Origin of the sequence: Streptomyces sp. NPDC051576 (genome assembly GCF_040681835.1) — a bacterium.
Taxonomy (GTDB): domain Bacteria; phylum Actinomycetota; class Actinomycetes; order Streptomycetales; family Streptomycetaceae; genus Streptomyces.
This window is the reverse complement of the sequence record NZ_JBFAZO010000002.1, coordinates 481,886-506,323: the sequence shown is the minus strand read 5'-3', so window position 1 is coordinate 506,323 and position 24,438 is coordinate 481,886. Positions and strand designations below refer to the sequence as shown.

Annotated in this window: 21 protein-coding genes; 4 read left to right on the top strand and 17 right to left on the bottom strand. The window is 71.6% G+C overall.

All coding sequences use genetic code 11. The features are described 5' to 3' along the window. Positions 1–88 precede the first annotated feature (88 nt). From AB0M63_RS08185 to AB0M63_RS08145, 9 genes are all read right to left on the bottom strand, one after another. A complete protein-coding gene (locus AB0M63_RS08185; RefSeq protein WP_355914990.1) occupies positions 89–1,999 on the bottom strand; it encodes a magnesium chelatase in 1,911 nt (636 codons plus the stop codon). Further along, entirely contained in the window at positions 1,996–2,937 is a 942-nt protein-coding gene (locus tag AB0M63_RS08180) for an AAA family ATPase (protein ID WP_355914987.1), read from the bottom strand. The genes AB0M63_RS08185 and AB0M63_RS08180 overlap by 4 nt, the downstream gene beginning before the upstream one ends. Continuing rightward, positions 2,934–3,323 carry a CU044_2847 family protein gene (locus AB0M63_RS08175; RefSeq protein WP_355914984.1) on the bottom strand — a complete coding sequence of 130 codons (390 nt, stop codon included), beginning with the start codon at positions 3,321–3,323 and terminating at the stop codon, positions 2,934–2,936. Before AB0M63_RS08175 ends, AB0M63_RS08180 begins: the two co-directional genes overlap by 4 nt. Before the next feature lie 63 nt (positions 3,324–3,386). Then, positions 3,387–4,619, bottom strand: a complete 1,233-nt coding sequence (locus tag AB0M63_RS08170; RefSeq protein WP_355914981.1) for an FxsB family cyclophane-forming radical SAM/SPASM peptide maturase — start codon at positions 4,617–4,619, stop codon at positions 3,387–3,389. After that, complete coding sequence (locus AB0M63_RS08165; RefSeq protein WP_358849569.1) at positions 4,616–4,765, bottom strand: YxD-tail cyclophane-containing RiPP peptide; 150 nt, start codon at positions 4,763–4,765, stop codon at positions 4,616–4,618. Before AB0M63_RS08165 ends, AB0M63_RS08170 begins: the two co-directional genes overlap by 4 nt. A gap of 132 nt (positions 4,766–4,897) precedes the next feature. After that, positions 4,898–7,882 carry an FxSxx-COOH system tetratricopeptide repeat protein gene (gene fxsT, locus AB0M63_RS08160; RefSeq protein ID WP_355914975.1) on the bottom strand — a complete coding sequence of 995 codons (2,985 nt, stop codon included), beginning with the start codon at positions 7,880–7,882 and terminating at the stop codon, positions 4,898–4,900. Positions 7,883–7,966: 84 nt separating this feature from the next. After that, the gene (locus AB0M63_RS08155) at positions 7,967–9,169 is read right to left on the bottom strand and encodes an FxsB family cyclophane-forming radical SAM/SPASM peptide maturase (protein WP_355914972.1); all 1,203 of its coding nucleotides are present in this window, start codon (positions 9,167–9,169) and stop codon (positions 7,967–7,969) included. Between the two features lie 113 nt (positions 9,170–9,282). Next, positions 9,283–10,029: a hypothetical protein gene (locus tag AB0M63_RS08150; protein WP_366018818.1), complete on the bottom strand. Its 747-nt coding sequence runs from the start codon at positions 10,027–10,029 to the stop codon at positions 9,283–9,285. An 11-nt stretch (positions 10,030–10,040) separates the two neighbouring features. Then, positions 10,041–11,072 (bottom strand): hypothetical protein, encoded by a 1,032-nt coding sequence (locus AB0M63_RS08145; RefSeq protein ID WP_355914966.1) that lies wholly within the window; start codon positions 11,070–11,072, stop codon positions 10,041–10,043. A gap of 255 nt (positions 11,073–11,327) precedes the next feature. On the opposite strand from AB0M63_RS08145, the gene AB0M63_RS08140 reads away from it, so the two are divergent. From AB0M63_RS08140 to AB0M63_RS08130, 3 genes are read left to right on the top strand one after another with little or no spacing between them, the layout of a single operon-like run. Continuing rightward, entirely contained in the window at positions 11,328–12,458 is a 1,131-nt protein-coding gene (locus tag AB0M63_RS08140; RefSeq protein WP_366018817.1) for an ABC transporter ATP-binding protein, read from the top strand. After that, positions 12,455–13,165, top strand: a complete 711-nt coding sequence (locus AB0M63_RS08135; protein WP_355914960.1) for an ABC transporter permease subunit — start codon at positions 12,455–12,457, stop codon at positions 13,163–13,165. The genes AB0M63_RS08140 and AB0M63_RS08135 overlap by 4 nt, the downstream gene beginning before the upstream one ends. Further along, positions 13,162–13,827 (top strand): ABC transporter permease, encoded by a 666-nt coding sequence (locus AB0M63_RS08130; protein ID WP_366018816.1) that lies wholly within the window; start codon positions 13,162–13,164, stop codon positions 13,825–13,827. Before AB0M63_RS08135 ends, AB0M63_RS08130 begins: the two co-directional genes overlap by 4 nt. 63 nt (positions 13,828–13,890) lie before the next feature. Here the strand turns inward: AB0M63_RS08130 and AB0M63_RS08125 are convergent, their stop codons facing one another. Genes AB0M63_RS08125 through AB0M63_RS08110 form a run of 4 tightly spaced genes read right to left on the bottom strand, consistent with a single transcriptional unit; the run spans position 13,891 to position 18,030 of the window. Beyond that, positions 13,891–14,490, bottom strand: coding sequence for an ATP/GTP-binding protein (locus AB0M63_RS08125; RefSeq protein WP_355914954.1), 600 nt, complete (start codon positions 14,488–14,490; stop codon positions 13,891–13,893). Continuing rightward, a complete protein-coding gene (locus tag AB0M63_RS08120; protein ID WP_355914952.1) occupies positions 14,477–14,932 on the bottom strand; it encodes a DUF742 domain-containing protein in 456 nt (151 codons plus the stop codon). Before AB0M63_RS08120 ends, AB0M63_RS08125 begins: the two co-directional genes overlap by 14 nt. 36 nt (positions 14,933–14,968) lie before the next feature. Next, the gene (locus tag AB0M63_RS08115; protein WP_355914949.1) at positions 14,969–15,445 is read right to left on the bottom strand and encodes a roadblock/LC7 domain-containing protein; all 477 of its coding nucleotides are present in this window, start codon (positions 15,443–15,445) and stop codon (positions 14,969–14,971) included. Then, positions 15,442–18,030: an ATP-binding protein gene (locus AB0M63_RS08110; RefSeq protein ID WP_366018815.1), complete on the bottom strand. Its 2,589-nt coding sequence runs from the start codon at positions 18,028–18,030 to the stop codon at positions 15,442–15,444. Before AB0M63_RS08110 ends, AB0M63_RS08115 begins: the two co-directional genes overlap by 4 nt. 355 nt (positions 18,031–18,385) lie before the next feature. Here AB0M63_RS08110 and AB0M63_RS08105 point away from each other — a divergent pair, with 355 nt between their 5' ends. Continuing rightward, entirely contained in the window at positions 18,386–19,348 is a 963-nt protein-coding gene (locus tag AB0M63_RS08105) for an ABC transporter substrate-binding protein (RefSeq protein WP_355914943.1), read from the top strand. 67 nt (positions 19,349–19,415) lie between these two features. On the opposite strand, the gene AB0M63_RS08100 is transcribed toward AB0M63_RS08105, so the two are convergent. The 4 genes from AB0M63_RS08100 to AB0M63_RS08085 form a co-directional block, all read right to left on the bottom strand. Beyond that, the gene (locus tag AB0M63_RS08100) at positions 19,416–20,813 is read right to left on the bottom strand and encodes a glycoside hydrolase family 43 protein (RefSeq protein WP_366018814.1); all 1,398 of its coding nucleotides are present in this window, start codon (positions 20,811–20,813) and stop codon (positions 19,416–19,418) included. A gap of 150 nt (positions 20,814–20,963) precedes the next feature. Then, a complete protein-coding gene (locus AB0M63_RS08095) occupies positions 20,964–21,914 on the bottom strand; it encodes an ROK family protein (protein WP_366018813.1) in 951 nt (316 codons plus the stop codon). After that, complete coding sequence (locus AB0M63_RS08090) at positions 21,911–23,563, bottom strand: ABC transporter ATP-binding protein (protein ID WP_366018812.1); 1,653 nt, start codon at positions 23,561–23,563, stop codon at positions 21,911–21,913. Before AB0M63_RS08090 ends, AB0M63_RS08095 begins: the two co-directional genes overlap by 4 nt. Beyond that, complete coding sequence (locus AB0M63_RS08085; RefSeq protein ID WP_355915111.1) at positions 23,560–24,384, bottom strand: ABC transporter permease; 825 nt, start codon at positions 24,382–24,384, stop codon at positions 23,560–23,562. The genes AB0M63_RS08090 and AB0M63_RS08085 overlap by 4 nt, the downstream gene beginning before the upstream one ends. Positions 24,385–24,438: the final 54 nt, after the last annotated feature.

Here is a 24,438-nt window from a genome sequence, read left to right as displayed (position 1 = left end):
GGGAGGCTCAGCGGGCACTCGGCATCGGGGTGTGGTGGTGTCCGGGGACGGTCGCCTCTGTGTGCGGGCGTCCGGTGCGGTGCGGTGTTCAGCGGGCACTCGGCACCCCCCGCGTCGTGCGGCCCGCGACCGTGACGCCGCCCAGGGCGTCGGCCAGGAGGAACGGGAGGTCGGGGTGGGGCTGGCGGGCCGCGTCGACGACCACCGAGTGCAGGCGCATACGGCCCATCGCGCCGATGCGGGCGGCGGCCGAGATCGCGTCGTCGATGCCGGTGCGGCGGACCGGGCCCAGCAGGCGGCCGCCCGCGCTGGCGTCCAGGGGGACGTTGCCGCGGCCGTCGGAGACGACGACGAGCCAGGCCTCGACCAGGTTGGAGCGTTGCTGGAAGGCGCGGCGCAGGAGTTGGTCGGTCAGGGTCAGGCCGTGGGCGAGGGGGGTGCTGCGGCCGGAGGGCCGGTGCAGGGCGGCTCCGACCCGGGGGTCGAGGACACTGCGGGCGATGAAGTGGTCGGCGCGCAGCTCATGTGCCGCGTCCCGGCTGCCGACCTCGACGAGACAGACGGAGGCACGGCCGGTGTAGGCCCACTGGAGGTAGGGCGCGAGCGCCGGCTGCCAGTCCCAGCCGCGCCGGCAGGTGTGGTCGAGCAGCAGCACCAGCATGCGCTCGGCCACCGGCAGGCGCGCGTAACTGCGGAAGTCCCCTGGCAGCACCACCAGCCGCCCGTCCCCGCCCGCGCGCAGCGCACGCCGGCCGGGCAGTTTCTGGTGCTTGGCGGCCTCGACGACGGTCGCCACGACGGCCAGGTCCCGCAGGGTGGTCGCGGACCGCACCCCGATCACCGGACCCCGCGCCGAACTGGGCTCCGGCCGCCGCTGCCACGGAATGCGCAACGGGGCGAACTCCCGCAGGAACGCCGCGTCGTCCTCCGGGAACGGCGAGCCCGGCCCCTCTCCCGTGTCGGCCGAGAAGGTGTCCAGGGCCTCGGCGGGACCCGCCGGCAACGCCATGGCACCCCCCGCCTGGCCGGTCGACGGGGTGTCCTCGGGGACCGGCTCCGCCTTCGGCTGCTCCGGTGGCGGCGGCCGGCCATCGGTGTCGTTCCCGGTGGCGAGCGAGGTGCCGTTGGTGGCACGGCCGGGGCCCGCCGGGGGCGATGAGGGCGCGGCCACGCCCAGCAGCCGGGCCGCCTCGTCGACCCGGTCGGGGCCACAGGTCTCGGCGCCGTTCACCACGGCCAGCACCCGGGCGAGCCGGGCCAGCCCGATCGCCCGCCGACCGCTGGTGTCCCCGCCGAACAGCCCCACCGCGTGCGCCGCCGCCTCCTCGGTCAGCGTGCACGCGGACCGGGTCCGGGCCGCGAGCGCGGTACGCCAGGCCGACGGCAACTCGCCCAGCCCCGGCTCGGGTTCCCGCCCGTCGAGCGCGTCGAGCACCCGGTCAAGGCCGCTGCCGACCCGCCGTAGGCCGGCGGCGTTGAGCCGGATCGGGAAGCGGTCCAGCAGGTGCGGCGACAGCCGGCCGATGTCCGCCTCCTGGCAGGCGGCCAGCCAGCGGGCCCGGGGCCGCCAGCGGGCCCGGAACCCGGACCGCTCGACCGCGGCGACATCCGCGCCCAGCAGTTGTACGGCGGCCCGCATGCCCGGCAGGCTGAGCCGGACCAGATCGGGCACCACCACGACCGTGGCGGAGTCGGACGCGTTGTCCACCAACGGGCCCGGCGCCAAAGAGAAGTTGACGCCGTTCCCCTCATGGCGCAGCGTCGGCCGCAGCCACAGCTCGTCGTCACCGGTGACCGAGCCGAGCGTCGTCCGCCGTACCGGACGCTGCTCGCGGAGCTGGAGGATGCCGGCGAACGCGTCCGTCACCGGGGCCACCATCTCCGGCTCCAGGTCGAACAGCAGCACCCCGTCGAGGCCGGGGCCCAGCGCGGAGCAGGCCAGCACCTGTAACAGGCGCTGCCGGGGGCCGACCGGCCGGTTCTCCGCGGGCGCGCTCATCCCAGCAGCCCGTCGAGCAGCTCCGACTCCTCCGCCGTCCACTCGACCGGACCGCCGTGCGCGGCCTCCGGCCGCCGGTGCCGCAGGGACAGCGGGACCACTCGGCGCACATGGTCGGCGGCCACCGCGTCCGCCTCCTCGAAGGCGGCCAGCGCGCGGGCGGCCCAGGCGGTGACCACCTCGCCGCGATGGCCCACGGCCCGCAGCCGGGTGGCGACATCGGCGCACAGCTTCGCGATGTCCTCGCTCAGCCGCACGTCCTGGACACTGTCCCGGGCCCGGTCGAGCCGCTCGCGCAGCGCCCGGTCCCGGTCGAGGCCCTCGGCCAGCCACGGGGAGTCCGTACCGGCCGCGTCGTCGAAGCGGAGCACGGCCAGCACCATGGCCCGGCGCTGCTCCTGGTCCAGCTCGGACACGGCGACCATCAGACCGAACCGGTCGAGCAACTGCGGCCGTAGCCCGCCCTCTTCGGGGTTCATCGTGCCGACCAGGCCGAACCCTATGTTCCGTACGGTGTCGATGGCCTCGCGCTGCACGGACAGCACCCCGGTGGAGACGACGTCCAGGATGATGTTGACGATGTGGTCGTCCAGCAGGTTGACCTCGTCGATGTACAGCATCCCCTTCTTGCCGGCCTCCTCCAGCAGCCCCGGCTGGGTCCGGGCCTCGCCCCGCATCAGGGCGTCCAGCTCCCAGCCGCCCAGCACCCGGTCGTCGGTGGCGTTGATCGGCAGGGTCACCGGCAGCTCGCCCCGGGTCAGCAGCGAGAAGGCCCGTACCACCGTGGACTTGGCGGTGCCCCGCTGACCGCTGATGAGGACACCGCCGATCCGCGGCGCGATGTAGTTGAGTTCGAGAGCGAGCTTCAGTTCGCTCTGCCCGACCACATGGCTGTACGGCAGGATGTGCACCTCCGAGCCGTCGAGCGGACCGGTCACGACGCGCTGCCCGGTGTCCAGCGGAACGTCACCTGGAGCTGCGCCTCGGCCCCCGACTTCACCAGGAACGCGCCGAGTTCGGCGTCGAGCTTGATGGAGAGCTGGAGTTCCACCTCGTCGGGGGTCAGCCCCTCACCGAGGTCGTGGAGCCGGCCCGCCGCTTGCCGGGCGCAGCGCCGGGCCAGTTCCAGGCCGTCGCCGTAGACGTCCCGGGCCACCGTCAGCACGCGTTCCGCGGCACCCTCCCGGGTCTTCATCCCGTCGTACAGCGCCCCCAGATCGCCCATCTCCTCCAGTTCGCCGGGCGTCGGCGGGTTGTCGACCTCCACGTAGATCGGCCGTTCCTGTTTCTGGCCGTCCGCAGCCACCCTCGTCACGATCGCCATGCAGCACTTCCCCCGTCGGAGAGCCGGAATCCTTTCCTTACCCTCCCCAATTCTGGCGCGCCATCAACAGCCTTGTCCTCGACGGGCGTTGATTGATCCGGCCGGGACGACGTCGACATCGGCGGCGCCGCGCACCCGGCCCGCGATGTGCCGGATGAGGAGTTCCAGGTCGGCGCAGTACACCGACGGGTTGCGGAACCCCTCGACCGGGCGGTACCGGTGCGCGTAGTTGCCCCCTCCGCACACCTCTGCGAGCGGACAGGCCAGACAGGTCGGGGCGAGCGCGGCGGTGCCCAACTGCCGTGCCACCACGCCCGGATGGTCCAGCACGTCGTCGAAGGTGTGCCGGAAGACGTCACACCCCGTCGCGGGCGCCCCGGCGTAGGCGGTCTTGAGGGAGTCGACCTGCTCGATCGTGCCGTCCGTGTCGACGACGACCGCGACCACCGGCGAGTTGCCGACCGCCTCGGCGCGGCCGGGCAGTCCGAAGAGGAGGGCGATGATCTCGTGGAACAGCCGGATCGGCACGGCCCGTTCGCCGGCGTCGAACCATAGGTCGAACAGCCGGATGAGCCAGTCGCCGTAGGGATGCGGGCCCTCGGCCGCAGGCGGGAACGCCCAGTTGGCGTGCGGCAGCAGCAGATCCATGGTGGGCGGCTCGAACTCGGCGAACGACGTGTAGACCTCGGCGGGATCGGAGGACGGGTCGATCACGCTGAGGATTCCGGCGTACGCCTCCGGACGGGAGCGCAGCACGCGCAGTCCGGCGACGGTCGCCGCCCACGAGGAGCGGCCCGCGTGGTCGCGCCGGTGGCGGTTGAGCCGGGGGGTGCCGCCGTCCAGGCTCACCCCGATCCGTACGCCCGCGTCGGCGAGTTCGGCCACCGCGTGCTCGGTGAGGAGGGTGCCGTTGGTCTGTACGGAGGCGTCAACAGCGCAGCTTCGGCCACATCGCTCGCGGACCGCCTCGCGCACCGCGTTGACCTGGGCGACGAGGTTCGACACCCCGGCCAGGAGCGGTTCGCCGCCGTGCAGATTGATCTGGAGGGAGGTCAGCCGGTGGGTGGCGGCGTGCTCGGCGATGCGGGTCGCGGTGCGCCGGACCACGGCGGGGGAGACCCGGTTCGGGCGGTCGCGCCAACTGCTGTCGGCACCCTCGTAGACATAGCAGTAGCTGCACGCCAGATTGCAGCGGCCGTTCACCTTCAGCACGAACTGCCGGAAGGGCACGGCCCGCACCCCGGACCGCCGTAACTCCGCGACGTCGAGTTCCTCAAGGGGCCAGAGGGCGGTCACAGTTGGTACGGGCCGTCCTCGTAGTAGGCCATCGCGGGCTCGTTGCGCAGCATCCGGGGCAGCAGGCCGCTGGCGACCGCGGCGAGCACCGGATGCGATGACTGACGGGACAGGGCGCTCAGGTCCAGATCCGCGAAGTCGGGCAACGCGCCGCCCGGCCCCCGCTCTCCCAGCCTGGAGGGGCCGTCTCCATCTCTTCCCCGCACGATCTACCTCTCAAGGACGGCCGAAGTCCCCCTTGGGCAACGGAACTCGGCCATGCTACTGCCGCCCGGGACTCATGTTGTCAGTGGTTCGAAATCCCAGTACGGCCGTTCCCTGCGGCGGACCGAGAGGGTATGGGGATGCTGTGCGCCGAGGGTGTCGGCGAGTTGCTGAAGTGCCTCGTTCTCCAGCTTGGTGGCCTCCTGGCCGCGCCGCAGCGCGCGCTGGTCACCGGCCAGGGCCGCCTTGCAGGAGAGCGTCAGCGGATGGGTCTCGCCCAGGGAGACACGCGCCGACTCCAGGACGGTACGGCTGAGTTCGGCCGCCCCCTCCTCGTCGCCGGCCAGACTCCGCGCACCGCTCGCGTTGAGCCCCGCACCGAGCGCCCACGGATGGGCGGGGCCGACCGCGGCCCGCATCTGGGTCAGCGCCCGCTCCGCGATGCGCAGTGCCTCGTCCCGCTCCCCGTACTCCCACAGCGCGAGCCCGACATTGCCCATCGTGCCCACGGCATACGGGTGTTCGGGGCCCACCAGCCTGGCGTAGTCCTCGGCGACCGTGGCCGCCATCTCCCTGGCCTGCTCCAGATTGCCGTGCTCGCGGTTGAAGGTCGCGAAGTCCGCCTGCACCAGCAGCGCGTCGGGATGGCGCGGCCCCTGCCGCTGCACGAACCGCTCCACCACGCTGCGCATCAGCGACTCGGCGCCCAGCAGATTGCCGGTGCGCCGCATGCACAGCGCCAGATTGTGTTCGGCGAACAGGGTCTGCGGGGTGAAGCGGTCCATCGCCTGCCGGTGCGCCCGGACGTTCAACTCCTGGCGTGAGGTGGCCTCTTCGTACCGGCCCAGCAGCCTGAGCATCCAGGCGTAGAACATGCCGGAGCGCAGGGTGAGATGGTGGCGCGGGTTCAGCAGCCGCTCCCGGATCAGCAGTATGTCGCGGTGCAGCAGCAGCGACTCCTCGTAGCGGCCCAGAAGGCTGGTGACGACGGCCAGGTTCCCGCGGTCTTGGAGGGTGCGCGGGGCCTCGGTGCCCAGGGTGTCCGAGTACGCGTGGACGCACTCCTCGAACATCCCGTGCGCCTCGTCGTAGCGGCCCAGCGACACCAGGGTGCCGGCCAGGCCGTTCTTCGCGCGCAGCAGATCGGGGTCGTCGTCGGCGCGGGTCTCGGCGAGCTGGTCCAGGACGGCACGGCCGACGGCCTCCGCCTCCCGGTAACGGCCGCTGCGCCGCAGCATGTTGGCGTGGTCGTGGGTCAGCACCAGCATGTCCCGCTCGTCGGGTTCGAGCCGGGTGCGCCAGCGGGCCACGGTCTGCTCGCACAGCCGCAGCGCGGCCCGGTTCTCGCCCCGTACCCGCATGTAGTCGATGCAGTTCAGCACGAGCTGGCGGACCACGGGCTCACGGCTGTCCAGCGCGCCCGCGGTCTCCAGGTGCGGGATCAGCTCCGCGTAACGCGTCCACTCACGCGTGTCGTTGGGCCGCCGCGGGTCGGCGCCCGCCAGCAGTGTGCAGGCGGTCTTGGACAGGGTCTCGCGGCGGTCCTCGGTGAGGGTGCTGATCAGGAAGCTGTGGTAGAGGCGGTGCATGGACACGCGGTCCACGGCCGGCTCGGCCTCCGAGGACTCGACGTAGTCCAGGCGGACCGCGGTGGACTCCGAGAGCCTGCGCAGCGCCGTGTGCCAGCGGATCGGGTCGGCGGCGAGCGCGGCGAGATGGGCCGGCAGGTCGGACGGGTGGGCGGCCTGCATCAGCCGGACCGGGATGGCGTCCGGTGAGAACAGCGCGAAGAGGTGCAGGAGTTCCACCGCTTCGGGGTTGTTCTCCTGCAGCGTGTTGAGAGTTATCGACCAACTGGTCTGGAAGCCCATCGGGTAGTCGGAGGAGATCCGGATCCCGATCTGGCTGGCCTCGCCGCGCCGGATCATCGCCACATAGTCCTTGGCCGGCATGACGTTGGCGTCCAGCCAGGCCGCCGTCTGGGCCAGCAACAGCGGCAGGTCCTGCACGGCGTCGGCGAGGTCGTCGGCCTCGGTCTCGGTCAACCGCTGGGCCCGGCGGCGGGCGTAGGCCACGCTCTCGGGACGGCGGAAGGGCTGCACCTCGATCTCGGTGACGCTGCCCGAGGTGGCCCAGTCCTGGGTGAGGGTGGTGATCAGGACATGGCCGTTGCCCTCCGGCAGCAGGTCCTCGATCTGCTCCATGTCGTCGGCGCTGTCCAGCACGAGCAGCCAGCGGCGGTAGGGCCGGCCGGTGCGCAGCGCTTCGTGGACCGCCCGGATCCGCTCGCCCAGCTCCTGGCCGACCGGCAGTTCCAGCCTCGGCGCCAACTGCGCGAACTGCTCACGGGCGGGCGCCCGGAACCGCGCCCCCACCCACCACACGATGTCGTAGTCGTTGCCGAACCGGTGCGCGTACTCGATGGCGATCTGGCTCTTGCCGACACCCGAGATACCGCGCAGGGCGACCCGGGCCCCGCCGCGCCCGCCCTCCTCGAAGCGGGCGTGCAGCTTCTCCAGGATGGCGTCGCGGCCGGTGAAGCGGACATTGCGGCGCGGTACGTTCCACACGGCCGGCGGGTCGTTCGGGAAGCGCGGCGCGGTGCCGCTGACCGGTCCGGGCTCGACGGCCGGGTCCTGGTCCAGGCGGCGCAGGATACGCCGGCGGGCCTCGCGCGAGTCCAGGTCGCGCAGATCGACCGGGCGCAGCGGGGCGGCGGTGGAGGGCAGCGCGCGGGTGGCCACGCTGACGGCGGAGAACCGGTCGACATGTGCCGGGACCACCTCGTGCAGCGCCTGGGTCCACTCGGCGTCGGTGCGCGGGCCCAGCGAGAAGTACCAGTCGTCGAGGACCAGCAGGACCCGGCCCGGAGCCTCCAGCAGATTGCGCAGCGCCTCGGCGAGCGACATCTCCTTGGGCGGGTCCCACCGCAGCAGGGTCGTCGCGTGTCCCAACTGCTCCAGCTGGTGGGCGATCCAGGTGGCCCACGGCCGGTTGAATCCCGCGTAGCTGATGGTGAAGTGCTCGTGGGACTCGGCGCCCTTGGACCTGTCGGTCATCCGACCGTCTCCCTTTACACCGAAATGAACTGGTTGGCGTGGATTGGCTGTGATGTGACTGTTTCGCTGGTTTTCGCGTGCACCTTAGTCGATACGCGGTCGGTCCTCGGGCATCACCGCGCTCAGCCGCCGGGACGCGTGCCGCACCAGTTGTTCCAGATCCGCGCAGTAGACGGAAGGGTGCAGAAAGCCGGTCCCGGCGGAGTAGCGGTGCCCGTAGTTGCCGCCGCCGCACACCCGCCCGACCGGACACGCCCGGCACTCGTCCGCGAGCCCCTCCACCCCGATCTGGCGGGCCACGATCCCGGGATGGTCGAGCGCCTCGTCGAAGCTGTGCCCGAACACGTCGAACCCGGTGGCGGTGGCCCGGTCGTAGGCGAGATTGAGCGAATCGATCTGGTCGACGGCACCGTCGGTGTGCACCACCACCGCGCAGGTCGGCGACAGCCCCACGGACTCGGTGGCGCTGGGGACGCCGAGCAGCAGCGCCACGATCTCGGTGAACAGCCGCACCCGGGGCTGTGTCCCGTCCGGCGGGCCGTCCCACCACAGGTCGAAGGCGGTCGCCAGCCAGTCGCCGTACGGCGTGGTTACGGCCCGCTGGGCGCGCGGGTCATGGGGCGATCGGGCGGCCAGTCCCGGGGGCGGGCTGGACCAGTTGGCGTGCGGCAGCAGCAGGTCCAGGCGGGGCGGGCGCAGTTCGGCGAGCGAGGAGTACACCTCCTTGGGGTCGCTGGTGACGTCGATGGCGCACAGGATCCCGGCGTACAGCTCCGGGCGGTCGGCCAGCAGGCGCGCGGCCCGTGCGGCGGCCGGCCAGGAGGGGCGCCCCGCGTGGTCCACCCGGCGCCGGTTCAGTACGGCGGTACCGCCGTCCAGGCTCAGCCCGACCCGGATGTTCGCGTCGGCGAGCCGGTCCAGGGTCCGCTCGGTGACCAGGGTGCCGTTGGTCTGCACGGTGGTCCGCAGCGCGATGTGCGAGGGCAGCGCCGCGCGTACGGCGGCCGTGTAGGCGAGCGCGGTCTCCGCCCCGGAGAGCAGCGGCTCGCCCCCGTGCAGATCGATCCGCACCTCGGACAGCCGGTGCGCCAGGGCGTGTTCGGCGATCCTGCGCGCCGTGCGCCGCATCACGAACGGACTCACCCGGGCCGGCCGGCCCCGCCAACTGGCGTCCTGGCCCTGGTAGATCACGCAGTACGTGCAGTCGAGATTGCAGCGGCCGTGCACCTTGAGGACGAACTGCCGGAAGGGGAACGGCCGTTGCCCCGCGCGCCGCAGAGCCGCCACGTCGAGCGCGGCGTGCGGCCACGGCGCGAGTTCCCGGTCCCTGGCCGTCCGTAAGCTGTGGTCCGGCGCCCTGTGCACAGCATCGCCTCCCGTCGGCCGGCGCTCTGCCGCCCCTAACGTTCTGCCCCGGGCGAGTCCTCGTGATACGCGACGAGCCCCCCGTCGGCATGACAGGACCGAGCGAGCAGAGTGGCGAGCACCGCACCCAGCACAGGATGGTCGACCTGCGTCCGCAGCGCGGTCAGATCGACGCCGGTGTAGTCGGGCAGCGGGGTGCGGTCGGGGTGCGGCGCCGGCGTGCGCGACTCGTCCTCGCGCCGGCCGGGTTCGGGCCGGCCGGCCTGCGGGGCTTGCGCCGAGTCTTCCAACTCCGCACCTGACACAGGGCGGTTGGCTCGCGCTCGCGGGCTGGTCGGATGAGCTCTGGTGTAGTCGGGCAGCGGTCGGCCGCCCGGGTGTGCGTGTGGCGCGCCCTGCTCGTGCCTTACGTCGCGCGGGGCTTGGGGCGAGTCTTTCAACTCCCCGCCCGGCACGGGATGGTTCGCCTGCGCAGGCAGCGCGGCCGGATCGACGTCGGTGTGGCCGGGCAGCGGTGCGTCCTCGCTCCGGCCGGGTCCGCGCCGCATGGCCTGCGGGGCTTTTGCCGGGTTCGCCAACTCCCCGCCCGGCACGGGGTGGTCAGCCTGCGCCCGCAGCGCGGTCGGGTCGCCCCGGCCATGGGCGGGCAGCGGTGTGCCCTCCGGGTGTGTGTGCAGCGGGCCCGGCTCCTGCCGCGACTGTGTGTCCAGTCCGCCCTGCTCGTGCCCCGGCCCGCTCCCCGCGAGTCCCACGTTCCGTTTGTCCTCGGCCAAGTCCGCCACCCTGTGCTCCTCTACGTCGTAGCGCCGAGCGCGGTCATGCGCTCGAACGTGGACCGGGCCTGTGGCCCCTGTGCCGCTCCGGCCTCCTGCCATCGTTCCCAGGCGGCCTGGTAGGACTTGAGTGCGCGGGCCGGGCCCGCCGTTCGTTCCAGGACTCCGCCGCGCTGGTGGTGGGCCTGTGCGGCGAGGAGTGGCTCGTGGGCCAGGGACGCGCTACGGGCGCCGTGGTGGTACGACTCGGCCGCCAGGTCGAGCCACTCCGGTGCGCCGGTCGCCCCGGCCAGGGTCAGCAGCACCTCGCCGCGCTCCAGCCAGGCGAGCGCGGCGGTACGGTCCGTCCGGGCGCCGCGGGCCGCGCGGGCCAGGATCCACTCCGCCTCGTGCAGATCGGTCGCCGCCCCGCCCGCCGTGTGATGCCGGCGCAGCGCCCGCCCGAACAGCAACTGCCGCTCGGCCAGCCGGGTATCACCGCCCGCGGTCAGCGCCAGCGCCGAGCGCAGCTCCCGCACCGCGTCCGCCGCCACCGGCAGCCCGCCACCGCTCTCGGCCCGCGCCAGCAGCACCTCGCCGCGGCCCGCCAGCAGCTCCGCCCGGACCGGGTCGTCGCGTTGCACCAGATCCTGCGCCTGGGCGAACACCCGGTCGGCGGCGTCGAGTTGGGCGGGGTCGGCGGTGTAGCGGTAGCGGGCGCTGTGGGCCTCGGCCAGTCTGCGCAGGGCCACGACCCGTAGGTCCGGGCCCACGTCCCGGACGCTCTCCACCGCCTCGTGCAACGCCTCCAGCACTCCGGTCGCCCCGCTGTCGGCGGCGGCGACGGCCCGCGCCTCCGCCAGGTCCAGCAGCGCCCGGCAGCGTACGGCCGAGGGTGCTCCCGTCCCGCCGGTGAGCCGCACGCCCCGTTCCAGATCGGCGGCGGCCCGCAGCGCCAGCGTCCGCGCCTCCTCGGCCGAGTCCCGGCCCCGCGCATCTCCGGCGAGGGCCAGGAGCTTCCGTCCCCGGGCGAGCACGGCGGCGTCGGAGGGGGACGTACCGCCGTTCGTCACGTCGCGCTCCTCGTCATCGGACGGTCGGATGCGTGCGTATGCGGTCAGGGATGGGCAGGGGTGGTCGACCCCTGTCCATGACAGTACTCGGCAACCGACCGGTCAACAGCGCTTTCCGGCCGCAGGCGATCGGTTCGAGCGACGCGGCTCCCGCCAAGTTCCCGCAACACAAGCGGTCTAGACTCTGCCCCCAATGGCCTGCGACCGTGGCCGAGAACGGGCAGTTTCTGCCAAACCCGAAGGGTATTCGGCGTTTTGATACGGATAGATTCAGTCACCAAGCGGTACCCGGACGGCACGGTGGCGGTCGACCAACTGTCCCTGGACATACCGGACCGCTCGATCACCGTCCTCGTCGGCCCCTCGGGCTGCGGCAAGACGACCACCCTGCGCATGATCAACCGGATGATCGACCCCAGCGAGGGCACGATCTCCCTGGACGGCGCGGACATCACCAAGCAGCCGGTCAACACGCTGCGCCGGTCGATGGGTTACGTCATCCAGAACGCCGGACTCTTCCAGCACCGCACGATCGTCGACAACATCGCGACCGTGCCCCGCATGCTCGGCTGGGGCAAGGAGAAGGCCAGGGCGCGGGCCACCGAACTCATGGAGCGGGTGGGCCTCGACGCCGCCCTCGCCAAGCGGTACCCCTACCAGCTCTCCGGCGGCCAGCAGCAGCGCGTCGGCGTCGCCCGCGCCCTCGCCGCCGACCCGCCCGTCCTCCTCATGGACGAACCCTTCTCCGCCGTGGACCCGGTCGTCCGCAAGGGACTTCAGGACGAACTCCTGCGCCTCCAGGAAGAGTTGGGCAAGACGATCGTCTTCGTCACCCATGACATCGACGAGGCCATCAAGCTCGGCACGATGGTCGCGGTGCTGCGCACCGGCGGCAAGCTCGCCCAGTTCGCCCCGCCCGCCGAGCTGTTGTCCGACCCCGCGGACGCCTTCGTGGAGGACTTCCTCGGCACCGACCGCGGCATCCGGCGCCTGTCCTTCTTCTCCTCCGCGGGCCTCGACCTCAAGACCTCCCCGATCGTCGCCGTCGACTCCACCGCCGAGCAGATCGCCGAACGCACCACGCCCGACGTGCCCTACCTCCTCGTCACCGACCTGGACGGCAAACCGCTCGGCTGGAGCGAACCCGGCGCGCTCACCGCCGGAGCCGTGGACACCACCCGACTCATCGCCCACGGCCGCCCGTTCGAGGCCGGCAAGGACTCGCTGCGGGCCGCGCTCGACGGCGCCGTCCTCTCGCCCACCGGATGGGCGGTCGGCGTGGACGCCACCGGGCGCGTGGTCGGCGTCGTGTCGCAGGCCGCCGTCGGCGAGGCGATCCGCAGCGCCCACGCGGCCGGTCGCGGCGACACGAAGGTCCTCGGATGAACGACTGGTTCCGCATCCCCAGCGACCTTCAGAACAGCTACCTCGGACTCATCGGCCTGCATCTGCGCGAGGCCGTGATCCCGGTCCTCGTCGCCCTGGTGGTGGCGCTGCCCATCGCCCAACTCTGCGTGCGGCTGCGCTGGTTGTACCCGCCGGTGCTGTGGATCACCACCGTGCTCTACGCGATCCCCTCGCTGGCCTTCTTCGTCGTCCTCATCGACTACACCGGCCAGACCGAGACCACCGTGATGATCCCGCTCGGCGTCTACAGCCTCGTGGTGTTCGTCCCGGCGATCGTGGACGGCGTCCGCTCGGTGCCCCAGGAGACCCTGGACGCGGCCACCGCGATGGGCCTCGGGCCCGTACGCCGGTATCTCCAGGTGCAGTTGCCGATCGCCGTGCCCGCGATCATCGCCGGCCTGCGGGTGGCGACCGTCTCCAGCATCTCCCTCGTCAGCGTCGGCATGCTCATCGGCAACCAGGGCGCGCTGGGCAACCTGCTCAACGACGGCCAGATCTACCACCAGCCGCGGCTGATCTGGCTCTCCGTGATCACCACGGCCGTCCTCGCCATCGTCGTGGACGCCGTCCTGGTCGCCGTACGCCTGCTCCTCACCCCCTGGATGCCGCGCGGCACCCGCAGGGCCCGCCCCGTCGAGGACCGGCCCGAACCGGCCGAAGCCGTACTGGAGGACGCAGCCCGGTGAACGTACTCCACTACATCAACCTGTTCTTCAGCGACAGCACCCACTGGCACGGCTACGACGGCATCCCCACCCGGCTGCGCGAGCACGTCCAGTACTCGCTGCTCGCGCTCGCCATCGCCGCCGCCATCGGTCTCCCCGTCGGCCTGCTGACCGGCCACACCGGGCGCGGCGGCAACGCCCTCTCGCTCATCGCCACCGCCGCCCGCGCACTGCCCAGCTTCGGTCTGCTGGTGCTGATGTTCGTGCTGATCGGCTTCGGCCTGGTGCCGGTGATGATCCCGCTGGTCGTCCTCGCCGTACCGCCGATCCTGGTCACCACCTACGAGGCGATGCGCTCCGTCGATCCCTCCCCGGTCGACGCCGCCCGGGGCATGGGCATGAACGAGGCGAGCGTCCTCTTCCAGGTGGAACTCCCGGTCGCGCTCCCGCTGATCCTCAGCGGTCTGCGCTCGGCGGCCATCCAGATCGTCTCCACGGCCACCATCGCGGCCTACGTCAGCCTCGGCGGCCTCGGCCGCTACATCATCGACGGCCTCTACCAGAAGAACTACGAGAAGGTCGTCGGCGGCGCCACCCTGGTCGCCGGCATGGCCCTGGTGACGCTGGCGGTCTTCTGGGGCATCGCACGGCTCGCGGTCTCACCGGGCGTGCGCAGAAGCTGAGGGCCCGAACAGCGGGAGGGCCCGAGCAGTTGATCGCTCGGGCCCTCCCGCCATGTGCTTCCGTCAGCTCTCCGTGCGCGCCAGCGCCAACTCCAGTACGACCAGCAGCGCGTCCCGCACCGAGCCGCGCTCGCGGGCGTCGAAGGCGATCACCGGGACCCGCTCGTTGACGTCGAGGGCCCAGCGGACCTCGTCCAGGGAGTGCTCGATCTTGCCGTCGAAGGCGTTCAGGGCGACCGCGAACGGGATCTGCTTGTGCTCGAAGTAGTCGACCGCCGCGTAGCAGTCGTCGAGCCGGCGGGTGTCGACGATGACGAGACCGCCGACCGCGCCCTCCACGATGTCGTCCCACATGAAGCCGAACCGGTCCTGCCCGGGCGTACCGAACAGATACAGCTTCAGGGTGGGGTCGATGGTGATGCAGCCGAAGTCCATCGCGACCGTGGTCGTGGTCTTGCGCGGGGTGTGGGACAGGTCGTCCACACCCGCCGCGACCTCGGTGATGGCGGCCTCGGTGGTGAGCGGCTCGATCTCGGAGATGGCGCCCACGGTGGTGGTCTTGCCCACGCCGAAGCCGCCCGCGACGACCATCTTCACCGGCAGCGGCGGTCGTACGACGGTCTGAGCGGCCGCACCGCGGGCGACCGGTTCAGTCGGTGTCACGGAGTACTCCCCGGGAGTTGGGGATGGCGCGGAGGCCATCGATGACCCTTCGCAGGACGGTCGGGTCATGGACGATGTCGGCGTTCGGCACATGAACCGTCAACTGCCCGGCGGCGCGCAGGTCCTCGGCGAGGACCCGCACCACGTTCAGATGCAGCCGCAGCCGGGCCGCGATCTCCGCGAGGGACTGCGGCTGCCGGCAGGCGGCGACGATGTCGTGCTGCTCGAAGGAGAGCCGGTCGAGCACGTCGAGCCCGGCGGCGGTGGCCACCACCTGGGTCTCGACGGGGATCGGCCGTTCGGAGGCCGCCGCTCCCGCGCCCGCCACCCGGCCGGCGGTGACCAGGAACGGCCGTACGGCGGAGGGCGGGCGTACCGGATCGCGACCCGGGGTGTCGTCCCCGTCCGCGCCGGCACCGCTCGGAGTGCGGCCGTCGGGCATGAGTGGCTGTTCCTCTCTCGACCGGTCGGGGACCGGTCACCGAGCCGAAGCGGCGCCGACGCTGTTCTTCAACTGGAGCACCAGCTGGGGGTTGAGCGCGGAACCGGCACGGTTGGCGAACAGCGTCATCTCGTAGGCGATGTTGCCGAGCTTGGCCTCCTTGTCGGTGACGACGCCGAGGACGGCGCCGCTGCCGATCGCGGAGACGAGGACGTGGCCGCCCTCCAGGTCGATGATGACCTTGTTCAGGGCGCCGAGACCGTAGTTGCCCGAGGCACCGGCGGCCAGGCTGGTGATGCCGGAGACGATGGCCGCGAGCCGCTCCGAGTGGGCGTGCTCGCGCAGTTCGGCGACGGCGATCAGCAGACCGTCGGAGGACACCGCGATGGCGTCGACGACACCCGCGGTCTCCTTCGCGAAACGGTTCAGCAGCCAGTTGAAATCGGCCGCGGCTGCCTGCAGTTCGGCCGGCGTGGTGCCTCCCCCGGGGGTTTCACCTGTCGACGTACTCACTGCTCAGCTCCTTTCGGGAGGTCGTTCTGGTCGTGCGGGTGGTCCGCGTCCGTGACACGCAGGCCCGAGAGGGTGTCGCTGTCGCGATGCGCCCGCTCCACGGCGGCCTCGAACTCTTCGAGGGCCGAGCGGACGGCGTCCGCGTCGGCGGGCCGGGGGGCGGCCTGCCGGGCGACTTGCTGGGCGGCGGCGTCGGCGCCCGTACGAAGGGTGGCGCCCCGGACACGGCGACGCAGGGGGCGGGAGCCTCCGGTGCTGTCGCCGTCGCCGGAGGCGGGAACGGAGTCGGACGCGGCGGCCGGGGCCGTCTCGTACCGGGAGACCCTGCGGGGGAGCGGGGCGGGCTGGTCACCGGCCCGGGCGTGCTCCTCCGCGGTCCTGATGACGGCGGCGGGCCGGGGTCCGGGGGGAGCGACGAAACCGGAGTCGTGACCCGCGGGAGCCTCGTCGGCGGAGGTCGGCCGCGCGGACTCGGCGCCGAGGCCGGTGCCATGGCCTGCGGTGGCCTCGGCACCGGTGGCCGGTCGGCCGGAGTGCGCGGCTGTCGGAGCGGGGCCGGGCTCCGGGGCGGCCCAGGACGGGGCCGGACGGTGCTGCTCCTGACCGGAGTTGACCGCGGCGGCCGACGCCAACTCCTTGCCCGCCGCCGAACCGCCGGAGGCCAGCGCGCTCATCCGCAGCAGCAGCGTCGCCGGGATCGTCACCTCCGCCGTCACACCGCCGCCCGGGGTGCGGGCCAGCGTGACGTCGATGTCCCAGCGGCGGGCCAGCGTACCGACCACGAACAGACCCAGCACCTTCGTCGGCACCACGTCGAGACGCTCACGGCGGATCAGCCGGGCGTTCTCCTCGGCGATGCGCTCTGCGCTCATGCCCAGACCGTGGTCGGCGACCACGATCAGCGCGTCGTCGCCGTCGGTCCGTACGACCACCTCGACGGGGCTGCCCGCGGGCGAGAACGAGACCGCGTTCTCCAGGAGTTCGGCCACCATCAGCGTGAGGTCGCCGATGATGTCGGGCTCCACCATGACCTCGGTGACGGCGCGCAGGCTCACCCGCTGGAAGCCCTCGATCTGGCCCAGCGCGGCCCGTACGACGTTGGTGAGTTCGGTGGGTCCGCCGTCCATCACCGTCTCGCGGATGCCGGCGAGCAGCATCAGGCTGTCCGCGTTGCGGCGCAGGCGGACGGCGATGTGGTCGATGGAGTAGAGGCGTTCGAGCAGCGCCGGGTCCGTCTCGCCGCGCTCCACCGCGTCGATCAGCGCGAGTTGACGGGTCGTCAGGTTGCTGACGCGGCGGCCGACGTTCCCGAACATCTCGGCGATGTTGCGCCGGCTCAGCACCTGGCGGGCCAGCAGCGCGGCGGCCGTGGTCTGCACATGGTTGAAGGCCTCGGCGAGGTCACCGATCTCGTCCTTCGCGGTGACCGGCATGTCCCGCAGCAGCGGCGGGCCGTCGTCCTCGGCGTCGTCGTCGGCCACCCGGGCCAGTTCACGGCCCGCGACCTCGGCGACCTGCTGGGCGGCACCGGTCAGCGCCTGCACCGGGCGGACCACCGAGCGGCGCACGATCACCGCGAAGACGATCCACAGCGCGAAGCCGAGCAGCGAGAGGTTCAGCAGCAGCCCGGCCCGCCAGGAGGCAGAGCTGGACGCGCTGTCGGCGCGGGTGGCGATCTGGCCGATGAGCGAGTTGGTGATCTTCAGCCGGCTCGCGGCCTGCTGCGGAAAGGCGGGGTAGTCGCTCATGGCGTCCGCGAAGGCCCTGCGGATCGCGCCCGGCGACTCCGCCTGGAGCCCGCTGGGGTCGACCTGGAGCTCGGCGTAGGCCTCGGCGATGGACCGCTGCGCGAGGGTGTGCTCGATCCCGGAGAGCTGGTCGGCCTGCTCCTCGGTGGCGAACCGGGCGAAGCGGGCGGCCTGGTAGGTGTAGAGGTCGTAGGCGCCGACCGCGTTGTTGAACTCGATGAGCGCGTTGCTGTCACCGGTGGTCGCCGAGAACACGCTGGTCTCGAAGGAACTGTGCGCGGCGTCGGCCCGCAGCACGGAGTCCAGCAGGTTGCCGGTGAAGGTGGTGGCGAGGTTCGCGTTGTGTTCGAGGTCGAGCCCGTCGATCAGACCGTCGGAGGCGCTGGTGTACGCCGGGTCGATGTTGTCGGCGGGCAGATAGCTCTGCTCGACGGTGCCGCGCAGCGTCTCCAGGCCGGTGATCTCCTTCAGCGCCTGGGCCTCGCTGGCGGGCAGCCGGTCGCCGAAGGTGTCGCGCACCTTCCCGACCTGCTCGTCCACCGCCTTCTGGGCCGCCCGGTAGGCGGCCGGCGAAGGAGTGCCGCCGTCGTTGGTGGCCTCGAAGCGGACGGAGAGCAGGATGGCCTGCTGGTGCTCCGCCTCCACGAGGTTCACCAGCTTGGCGACCTGCCCGCTGTCGCGCACCAGTTGGGCCGCGTCACCCGCGTCCGTCGACTGCCCGACCTCATCCGCGATGAGATACGCCAGCAGCACCGCGACCACCGCGAGCGGTACGCCGACGAGCAGATTGAGCTTGCGCCTGAAGGGCCAACGGTCTGCGAAGCCCCGTATGGACACCAGGCCTCCTTCGTGGGGTTCTGTCACGAAACGCGATGACCGGCGCGTGACTGTTTTTGATCCAAGCGGCCCCCGCACACCGCTGTGACCGACGCCAACTCCGGGGAGACTACCGTCTCTTTGAACGATCAAGCACGTCGCCCTACGTCAAGAATCAGTTACAAAGCGCCCGTGTTCGCGACCGGTCCGTTTACGTTGCCTTCACAACTGGGCACCTATTGAGGCCAATCGGTGACCGGACTTCTCTTGACTGACCAAGAACCGGCTGGATTGGATCAGTGGAGTGCGGCGTTCACGCCCCGCGCGGGGCGCCACTGCCATGGCTGTACCAACATCCGAGCCCGGAACGGGAATTGTGACTTCTAAAGCGAAGAACGGCTGGTCCAGTACTAGGTACCCCGGCGCGGCGGTCGTCGCCCTCGCCGCCACGGCTGCGCTTGTCACGGGGTGTGGTTCGTCCACCGACAGCAAGGACGACAACCCCCTCGCGGGCAGCAAGGCCAGTGGTGACACGGTCGTCGTCGGCTCGAACAACTTCGCCGAGAGCATCCTGCTCGGCGACATCTACGGCGAGGCGCTCAAGGCCAAGGGTGTCAAGGTCACTTACAAGCCGAACATCGGCAGCCGTGAGACGACCTACGGTCTCCTCAAGAGCGGCACCATCACCGTGCTGCCCGAGTACAACGGCGCGCTCCTGGCCTACCTCGACCCGAAGGCCACCCCGGCGACCCTCGCCGCGACCACGGCGGCGATCAACGCCAAGCTGGACTCCAAGCTGACGCTGCTGGACCCGGCCGCCGCCGAGGACAAGGACACGGTCACCCTCAACGCCGAGACCGCGAAGAAGTACAACCTCACGGCCGACTCCAGCATCGCGGACCTCAAGTCCGTCGCCAAGGACCTGGTCATCGGCGCCTCGCCGGAGTTCCAGACCCGGCAGCAGGGCCTGGTGGGCCTGAAGTCCGTCTACGGCCTGGAGTTCAAGTCCTTCAAGGCGCTGGACGCGGGCGGCCCGCTGACGGCGGCCGCGCTGAAGAAGAACACCGTGCAGGCGGCGGACCTCTTCAGCACGGACCCGACCATCGTCAAGGAGAAGCACGTCACCCTCCAGGACCCGAAGCGGCTCTTCGGCTTCGAGAACGTGCAGCCCCTGGTCTACAAGAGCGGCCTCTCCGCGGCCGGTGTCGCCGCCCTCAACGCGGTCTCCGCGAAGCTCGACACGGCGACCCTGCTGGACCTCGACACCCAGGTGCAGTCCCAGAACAAGGACCCGCTGGACGTGGCGAAGGCCTGGCTGAAGACGGCCGGCCTGAGCTGACCGTCTCCGGCGACGACGCGGGTGCCTCCGTTCTCCGGGAGGCACCCGCGTCGCTGTGTCCGGCGGCTCAGTACCCCACGCGGAACGTCGCGTCCTGCTGGTCCGTGGCCGTCGAGATCGGGTCGATGCGCAACACGTAGTCGGAGTGCCGGATGTACCGGGTCGGGTTGTTGTACGACCGGAAGGACGCCCAGGCGGAGTCCGCGAGGCCGGCCGTCCGGTAGAACGTGGCGTCCCCGGCGAACGTCGACGTGCCGTCGTTCACGTCGAGTTGGAGCGCGTAATTGTAGTGCCGCAGATAGCGGGTCGGGTAGTTGACCGACTGGAAGGACACCCCGGCCGAGTCGGCGAGGCCCGGCACCAGCGTCCACTGGGAGTCGGGGTACGGGTCGAAGGCGTACTCGTCGATCCGGCCGATGTAGTTGGAGTGGCGGACGTAACGCGCCGGATAGTTGTAGGACTTGAGCCGGTTCCAGGCCGGAGTGCCCCACTTGGCGACGAGGTTGTTGTACTCGGTCATGGTGATCGGCTGGATGCCGCAGTGCTTGGAGTTGAGCGGCTGCGTGTAGAGCTTCTGGTCCACGGCGGTCCAGGTGCCGGCGGCCAGACTGCTGGTCTGCCAGGCGTAGAAGACGCCGTTGGGGTCCCAGGTGTCGCCCCACAGGTACCAGGTCGAGCTGGATGTGAGGGACTTGACCAGCGTCGGTGCCTCGGTGCCGTTGTGCGAGACCGCCGTGCTGAACTCGGTGAAGCTGCCCGGGTCCAGTGAGGTGGACTTCGCGCCGACCAGCGTCGAGTTCTTCTTGAAGTAGAGGTAGTTGACCCCGTTCACCCCCACCGCGAGGTCGCCGTCGATGACGTCGTAACCGGGGTCGAAGAAGACCTGCGGATCCCCGGCGGTCACGAAGTCGCTGGTGTAGTTGACCATGATGACGTTGTGGCCGCTGGAGTTGACGGCCGAGTAGATCACCCCGTACTGGCCGCGCCCCGCGTCCCAGAACGACTCCGGCGCCCAGGCGTGGGTGTCCATGTCGTGCACCTTCATCCGCCGGTAGCCGGTGAAGGTACGCAGGTCGGTGGAGTCCCAGACGTGGATGTACTGGCTGACGTACGACCAGTCGGTGCCGTTGAGGTCCGTCGCGAGGACCACGAAGGTGCCGTCCTGCTTGCGCAGGATGAACGGGTCGCGCAGGCCGAGGGAGCCCGCGGTCGGGGTGGCCACGGGGGCGTTCTGGTTGAGCGGGGTCCACTCCAGACCGTCGGTGCTGACGGCCAGGTGCAGACCGTAGTTGGCGCCCAGGAACGTCGGCGACTCGGTGAAGTAGCACATGACATAAGCCGAGTCGGTCGCCGCCGAGGCGCTGCCGGCGCCGAGGGTGAGCGCGCCGGTGGCCGCGAGGGGGACGGTCGCGGCCATGCCCAGGAACAGGCGGCGGGACGGGTGGGGGAGCGGGGGGACGGCCATGTGTTCTCCAGGGGGGGATGCGAGCGGCCCAATGGTCAGACATGCACACCATGTTCGACATCACGAACGGAGTTCGGTAAGTCGATCAGAAGGTAGAGATGGGGCGCGTGCGCGTCAATCACACGGTCGTGCTTGGCCGGTTCTCGTCGTTCACCTGGGCGCCTGCTGGGGGCCTCCTGTGTGGATCGGCAGCTCCGCCCGCGCCCGGGCCGCCGCGCCGATCGCCACCGCGTCACCGCCCAGCAGCGCCGGCAGCACCCGCACCGGGTGACCGCTCACCGGCGGCTCCAGCGCCAGGGTCTCCTCGACGGCCGACCCGACCAGCGCCCACGAGCGGCTGACACCCCCGCCGATCACACAGGTCGTGACATCCAGCAGCCCCGCGGTGATCAGCAGCGCACGGGCGACCCCGCGCCCCGCCTCCCCGTACACCGCCAGCGCGTCCGGATCGCCCCGCCCGGCCGCCCGGGCGACGGCACGAGCGGTGAGCTCCAGGCCCGTCCGCTCCCCGTACCGCGCCGCGATCGAACGCCCCGACGCCAGCGTCTCCAGATGCCCCCGACCACCACAGGTGCACGGCAGCTCACCGAACCCGGGGACATGGCCGATCTCGCCCGCCGCCCCCCGCGGCCCGTCGTGAAGGGCGCCTTTCAGCCACAGCGCGCCGCCCACGCCGGTGCCGAGCGTCATCCCGAGCACGTTCTCCTCGCCCACGACCGCGCCCCGAGCCACCTCCCCGCGCAGAAACGCGTTGACGTCGTTGTCGAGGAACGCCGGTACCTCCAGGGCCCGTTCGACGGCCGCCGTCACCTCGAACCCGGCCCAGCCCCGAAACGAGTCGCTCGCCACCAGGACCCGCCCGGCCCGCGCGTCCACGACACCGGCCGCGCCGACGCCCACACCGAGCAACCGGGCAGGCCTACGGTCCAGCAGCAGCCGTAGCGCCGAGAGCGCCGCCTCGATCATCGCCGCGCCGCCCTCGCGCGCCGGGGTCGCCACCTCCGCCCGGTCCAGGACGTCGAGCCGGGCGGTGCACAGCACGGCCTGGGTGGTGGTTCCGCCGATGTCGACGCCGGCCACCACCTCGGGAGCCTCGCTCACGCGCCGGCCCCCGTCCCCGACGCCACCCGGCGCTCTCTGCGCTCCCGTTGGAGTACCGGATCCGGTACCGGCACAGCGGCGATGAGCCGCCGCGTGTACTCCGTCTCGGGGTGCAGCAACGTGCTCATGGTCGGCCCCTGCTCCTCGACCCGCCCGCCCCGCATCACGACGACCCGCCCCGCGAACCGCTGCACCACGGCCAGGTCGTGGGAGACGAAGAGACACGCGAACCCGAGTTCCCGCTGCAACTCGGCGATCACCTCCAGCACGGTCCGCTGCACGCTCACGTCCAGCGCGCTCGTCGGTTCGTCCGCGACCAGCAGCCGGGGTGCGAGGACCAGCGCCCGCGCGAGACTCACCCGCTGCCGCTGCCCACCGGACAGCTCACGCGGCCCGCGCCGCGCCAACTCCCCGGGCAGCCGCACCAGTTCGAGCACCTCGGCGACCCGCTCACGCCGCTCGGCCGCCCCCATGCCACGCCGGTGCACCCGCAAGGGCTCGGCCACGCACTCCCCGACACTCATCCGCGCGTCCAGCGACGCCACCGGATCCTGCAACACCACGCCGACCCCGGCCAGCAGGGCCCGCCGCGCCCGCCCCCGCGCCCGGCGCAGATCGGTGCCGAAGAGCGAGACGTCCCCCGACTCGGGCGCGACCAGCCCCAACGCCACCCGAGCCGCGGTCGACTTCCCGGACCCCGACTCACCGACGAGCCCCACCGTCTCCCCGGCCCGCACGGTCAGCGACACCTCGTCCAGCGCCCGCACGGCACGCGGCCCGCGCCCGAACCGCACACCCACACCCCGGAGTTCGACCACCGGCGCCCCCTCGCCCTCCTTACGCACGGCACTCGCCGTTCCCGTCACGGCGAGCCGGGGCACAGCCGCCAGCAGCCGCCGCGTGTATTCGTGCGTGGGCCGCAGCAGCACTTCCTCCACCGTGCCCGTCTCCACGATCTCCCCCTCCAGCATCACGGCGACCCGGTCGGCGAAATCGGCGACGACCCCCATGTTGTGCGTGACCAGCAGCACGCCCGTCCCGGAGTCGGCCGCCAACGCCCGCAGCAGATCCAGGATTTCGGCCTGCACGGTGACATCGAGGGCGGTGGTCGGCTCGTCCGCGACCAGCAGTCCGGGCGAGTTGGCGATGGCCATCGCGATGACGACCCGCTGCCGCTGCCCGCCCGACAACTGGAACGGAAAGGCGGAGGCCCGCCGCTCCGGCTCGGGAATCCCGACCCTGCGCAGCAACTCGACGGCCTCCGCGGCCGCCTCCTTGGCGGAGACGTCCCGGTGATTGCGGACAACCTCCGCTATCTGCCTGCCGATTCGGGTCAGCGGATCGAGCGCGGTGGCCGGCTCCTGGAACACCATCGAAGCCGTACGGCCACGCAGCCGCGCGAGTTCGGCCTCACCGGCGCCCACCACATCCGTGCCACCGACCGAAACGCCCCCGGACGCACGGGCGTTGCCCGGCAGCAGCCCGAGCGCGGCGAGCGCCACCGTCGACTTCCCCGACCCGGACTCACCCACCAGCGCCAGCGTCTCGCCCGGCGCGACCCGCAGCGACACCCCGCGCACGGCGGGCACTTCACCACTCTCCGTCGAGAAGCTGACACCCAGGTTCTCGATCTCCAGGATGCCGTTCATCCGCGTCCCCTCACGTCGAAGGCGTCGCGCAGCCCGTCGCCGATCGCGTTGAACGCGCACACGACGAGGATGATCGCGAGGCCCGGTGGAACGATCAGCCACCAGCGTCCCGAGTAGGCGGCCGTCAGCCCGGCCGACAACATGCCGCCCCAGTCGGTCTGCGGCGGCTGAACTCCCAGCCCCAGATAGGACACATAGGCCACGAGCAGAATCGCGTCGGCGACCTGGAAAGTCGCCGCGACGACGATCGTCGACACCGAGTTGGGCAGGATGTGCCGGGCGATGGCCCGGCCGTGCGTGCCCCCGATGGCCCGCAGGGTCAGCACATAGTCCCGCCGCTTCAACGTCAACGTCTCCGCCCGCACCAGCCGCGACGGCACCAGCCAGGACACCAGCCCCAGAATCACGATCAGCCCCGGCACCCCCGGACTGGTGATCGCCGACACGACCAGCAGGATGAACAGCGCCGGAATGGCGATCCCCGCGTCCACCACCCGCATCATCACCGCGTCGACCCACCCACCCGCGTACCCGGCGACGGACCCCCACAGCGTCCCGATGACAGTGGCGAGCACCCCGGCGGCCAGCCCGACGAGCAGCGAGACCTTTCCGCCGTACATGAGCCGCCCGAGCTCGTCATGACCGACGGCGTCCGTCCCGAGCCAATGGGCGCCACTGGGACGGAGGTTGACCTGCGTGAGATCGGTATGAACCTGATCGGTGGCGTGGAGGACCGGCCCTAGGAAGCAGAACAAGAGGAAGAGGACCACAACTACGAGTCCCCCCACCGCGAGCCTGTTGCGAGCGAAGCGAGCAATCAGGGGCGCGGGGCTGTGTCTATTTGCGGCTCCGCCGCGGGGCGCGGCCGACCCCAA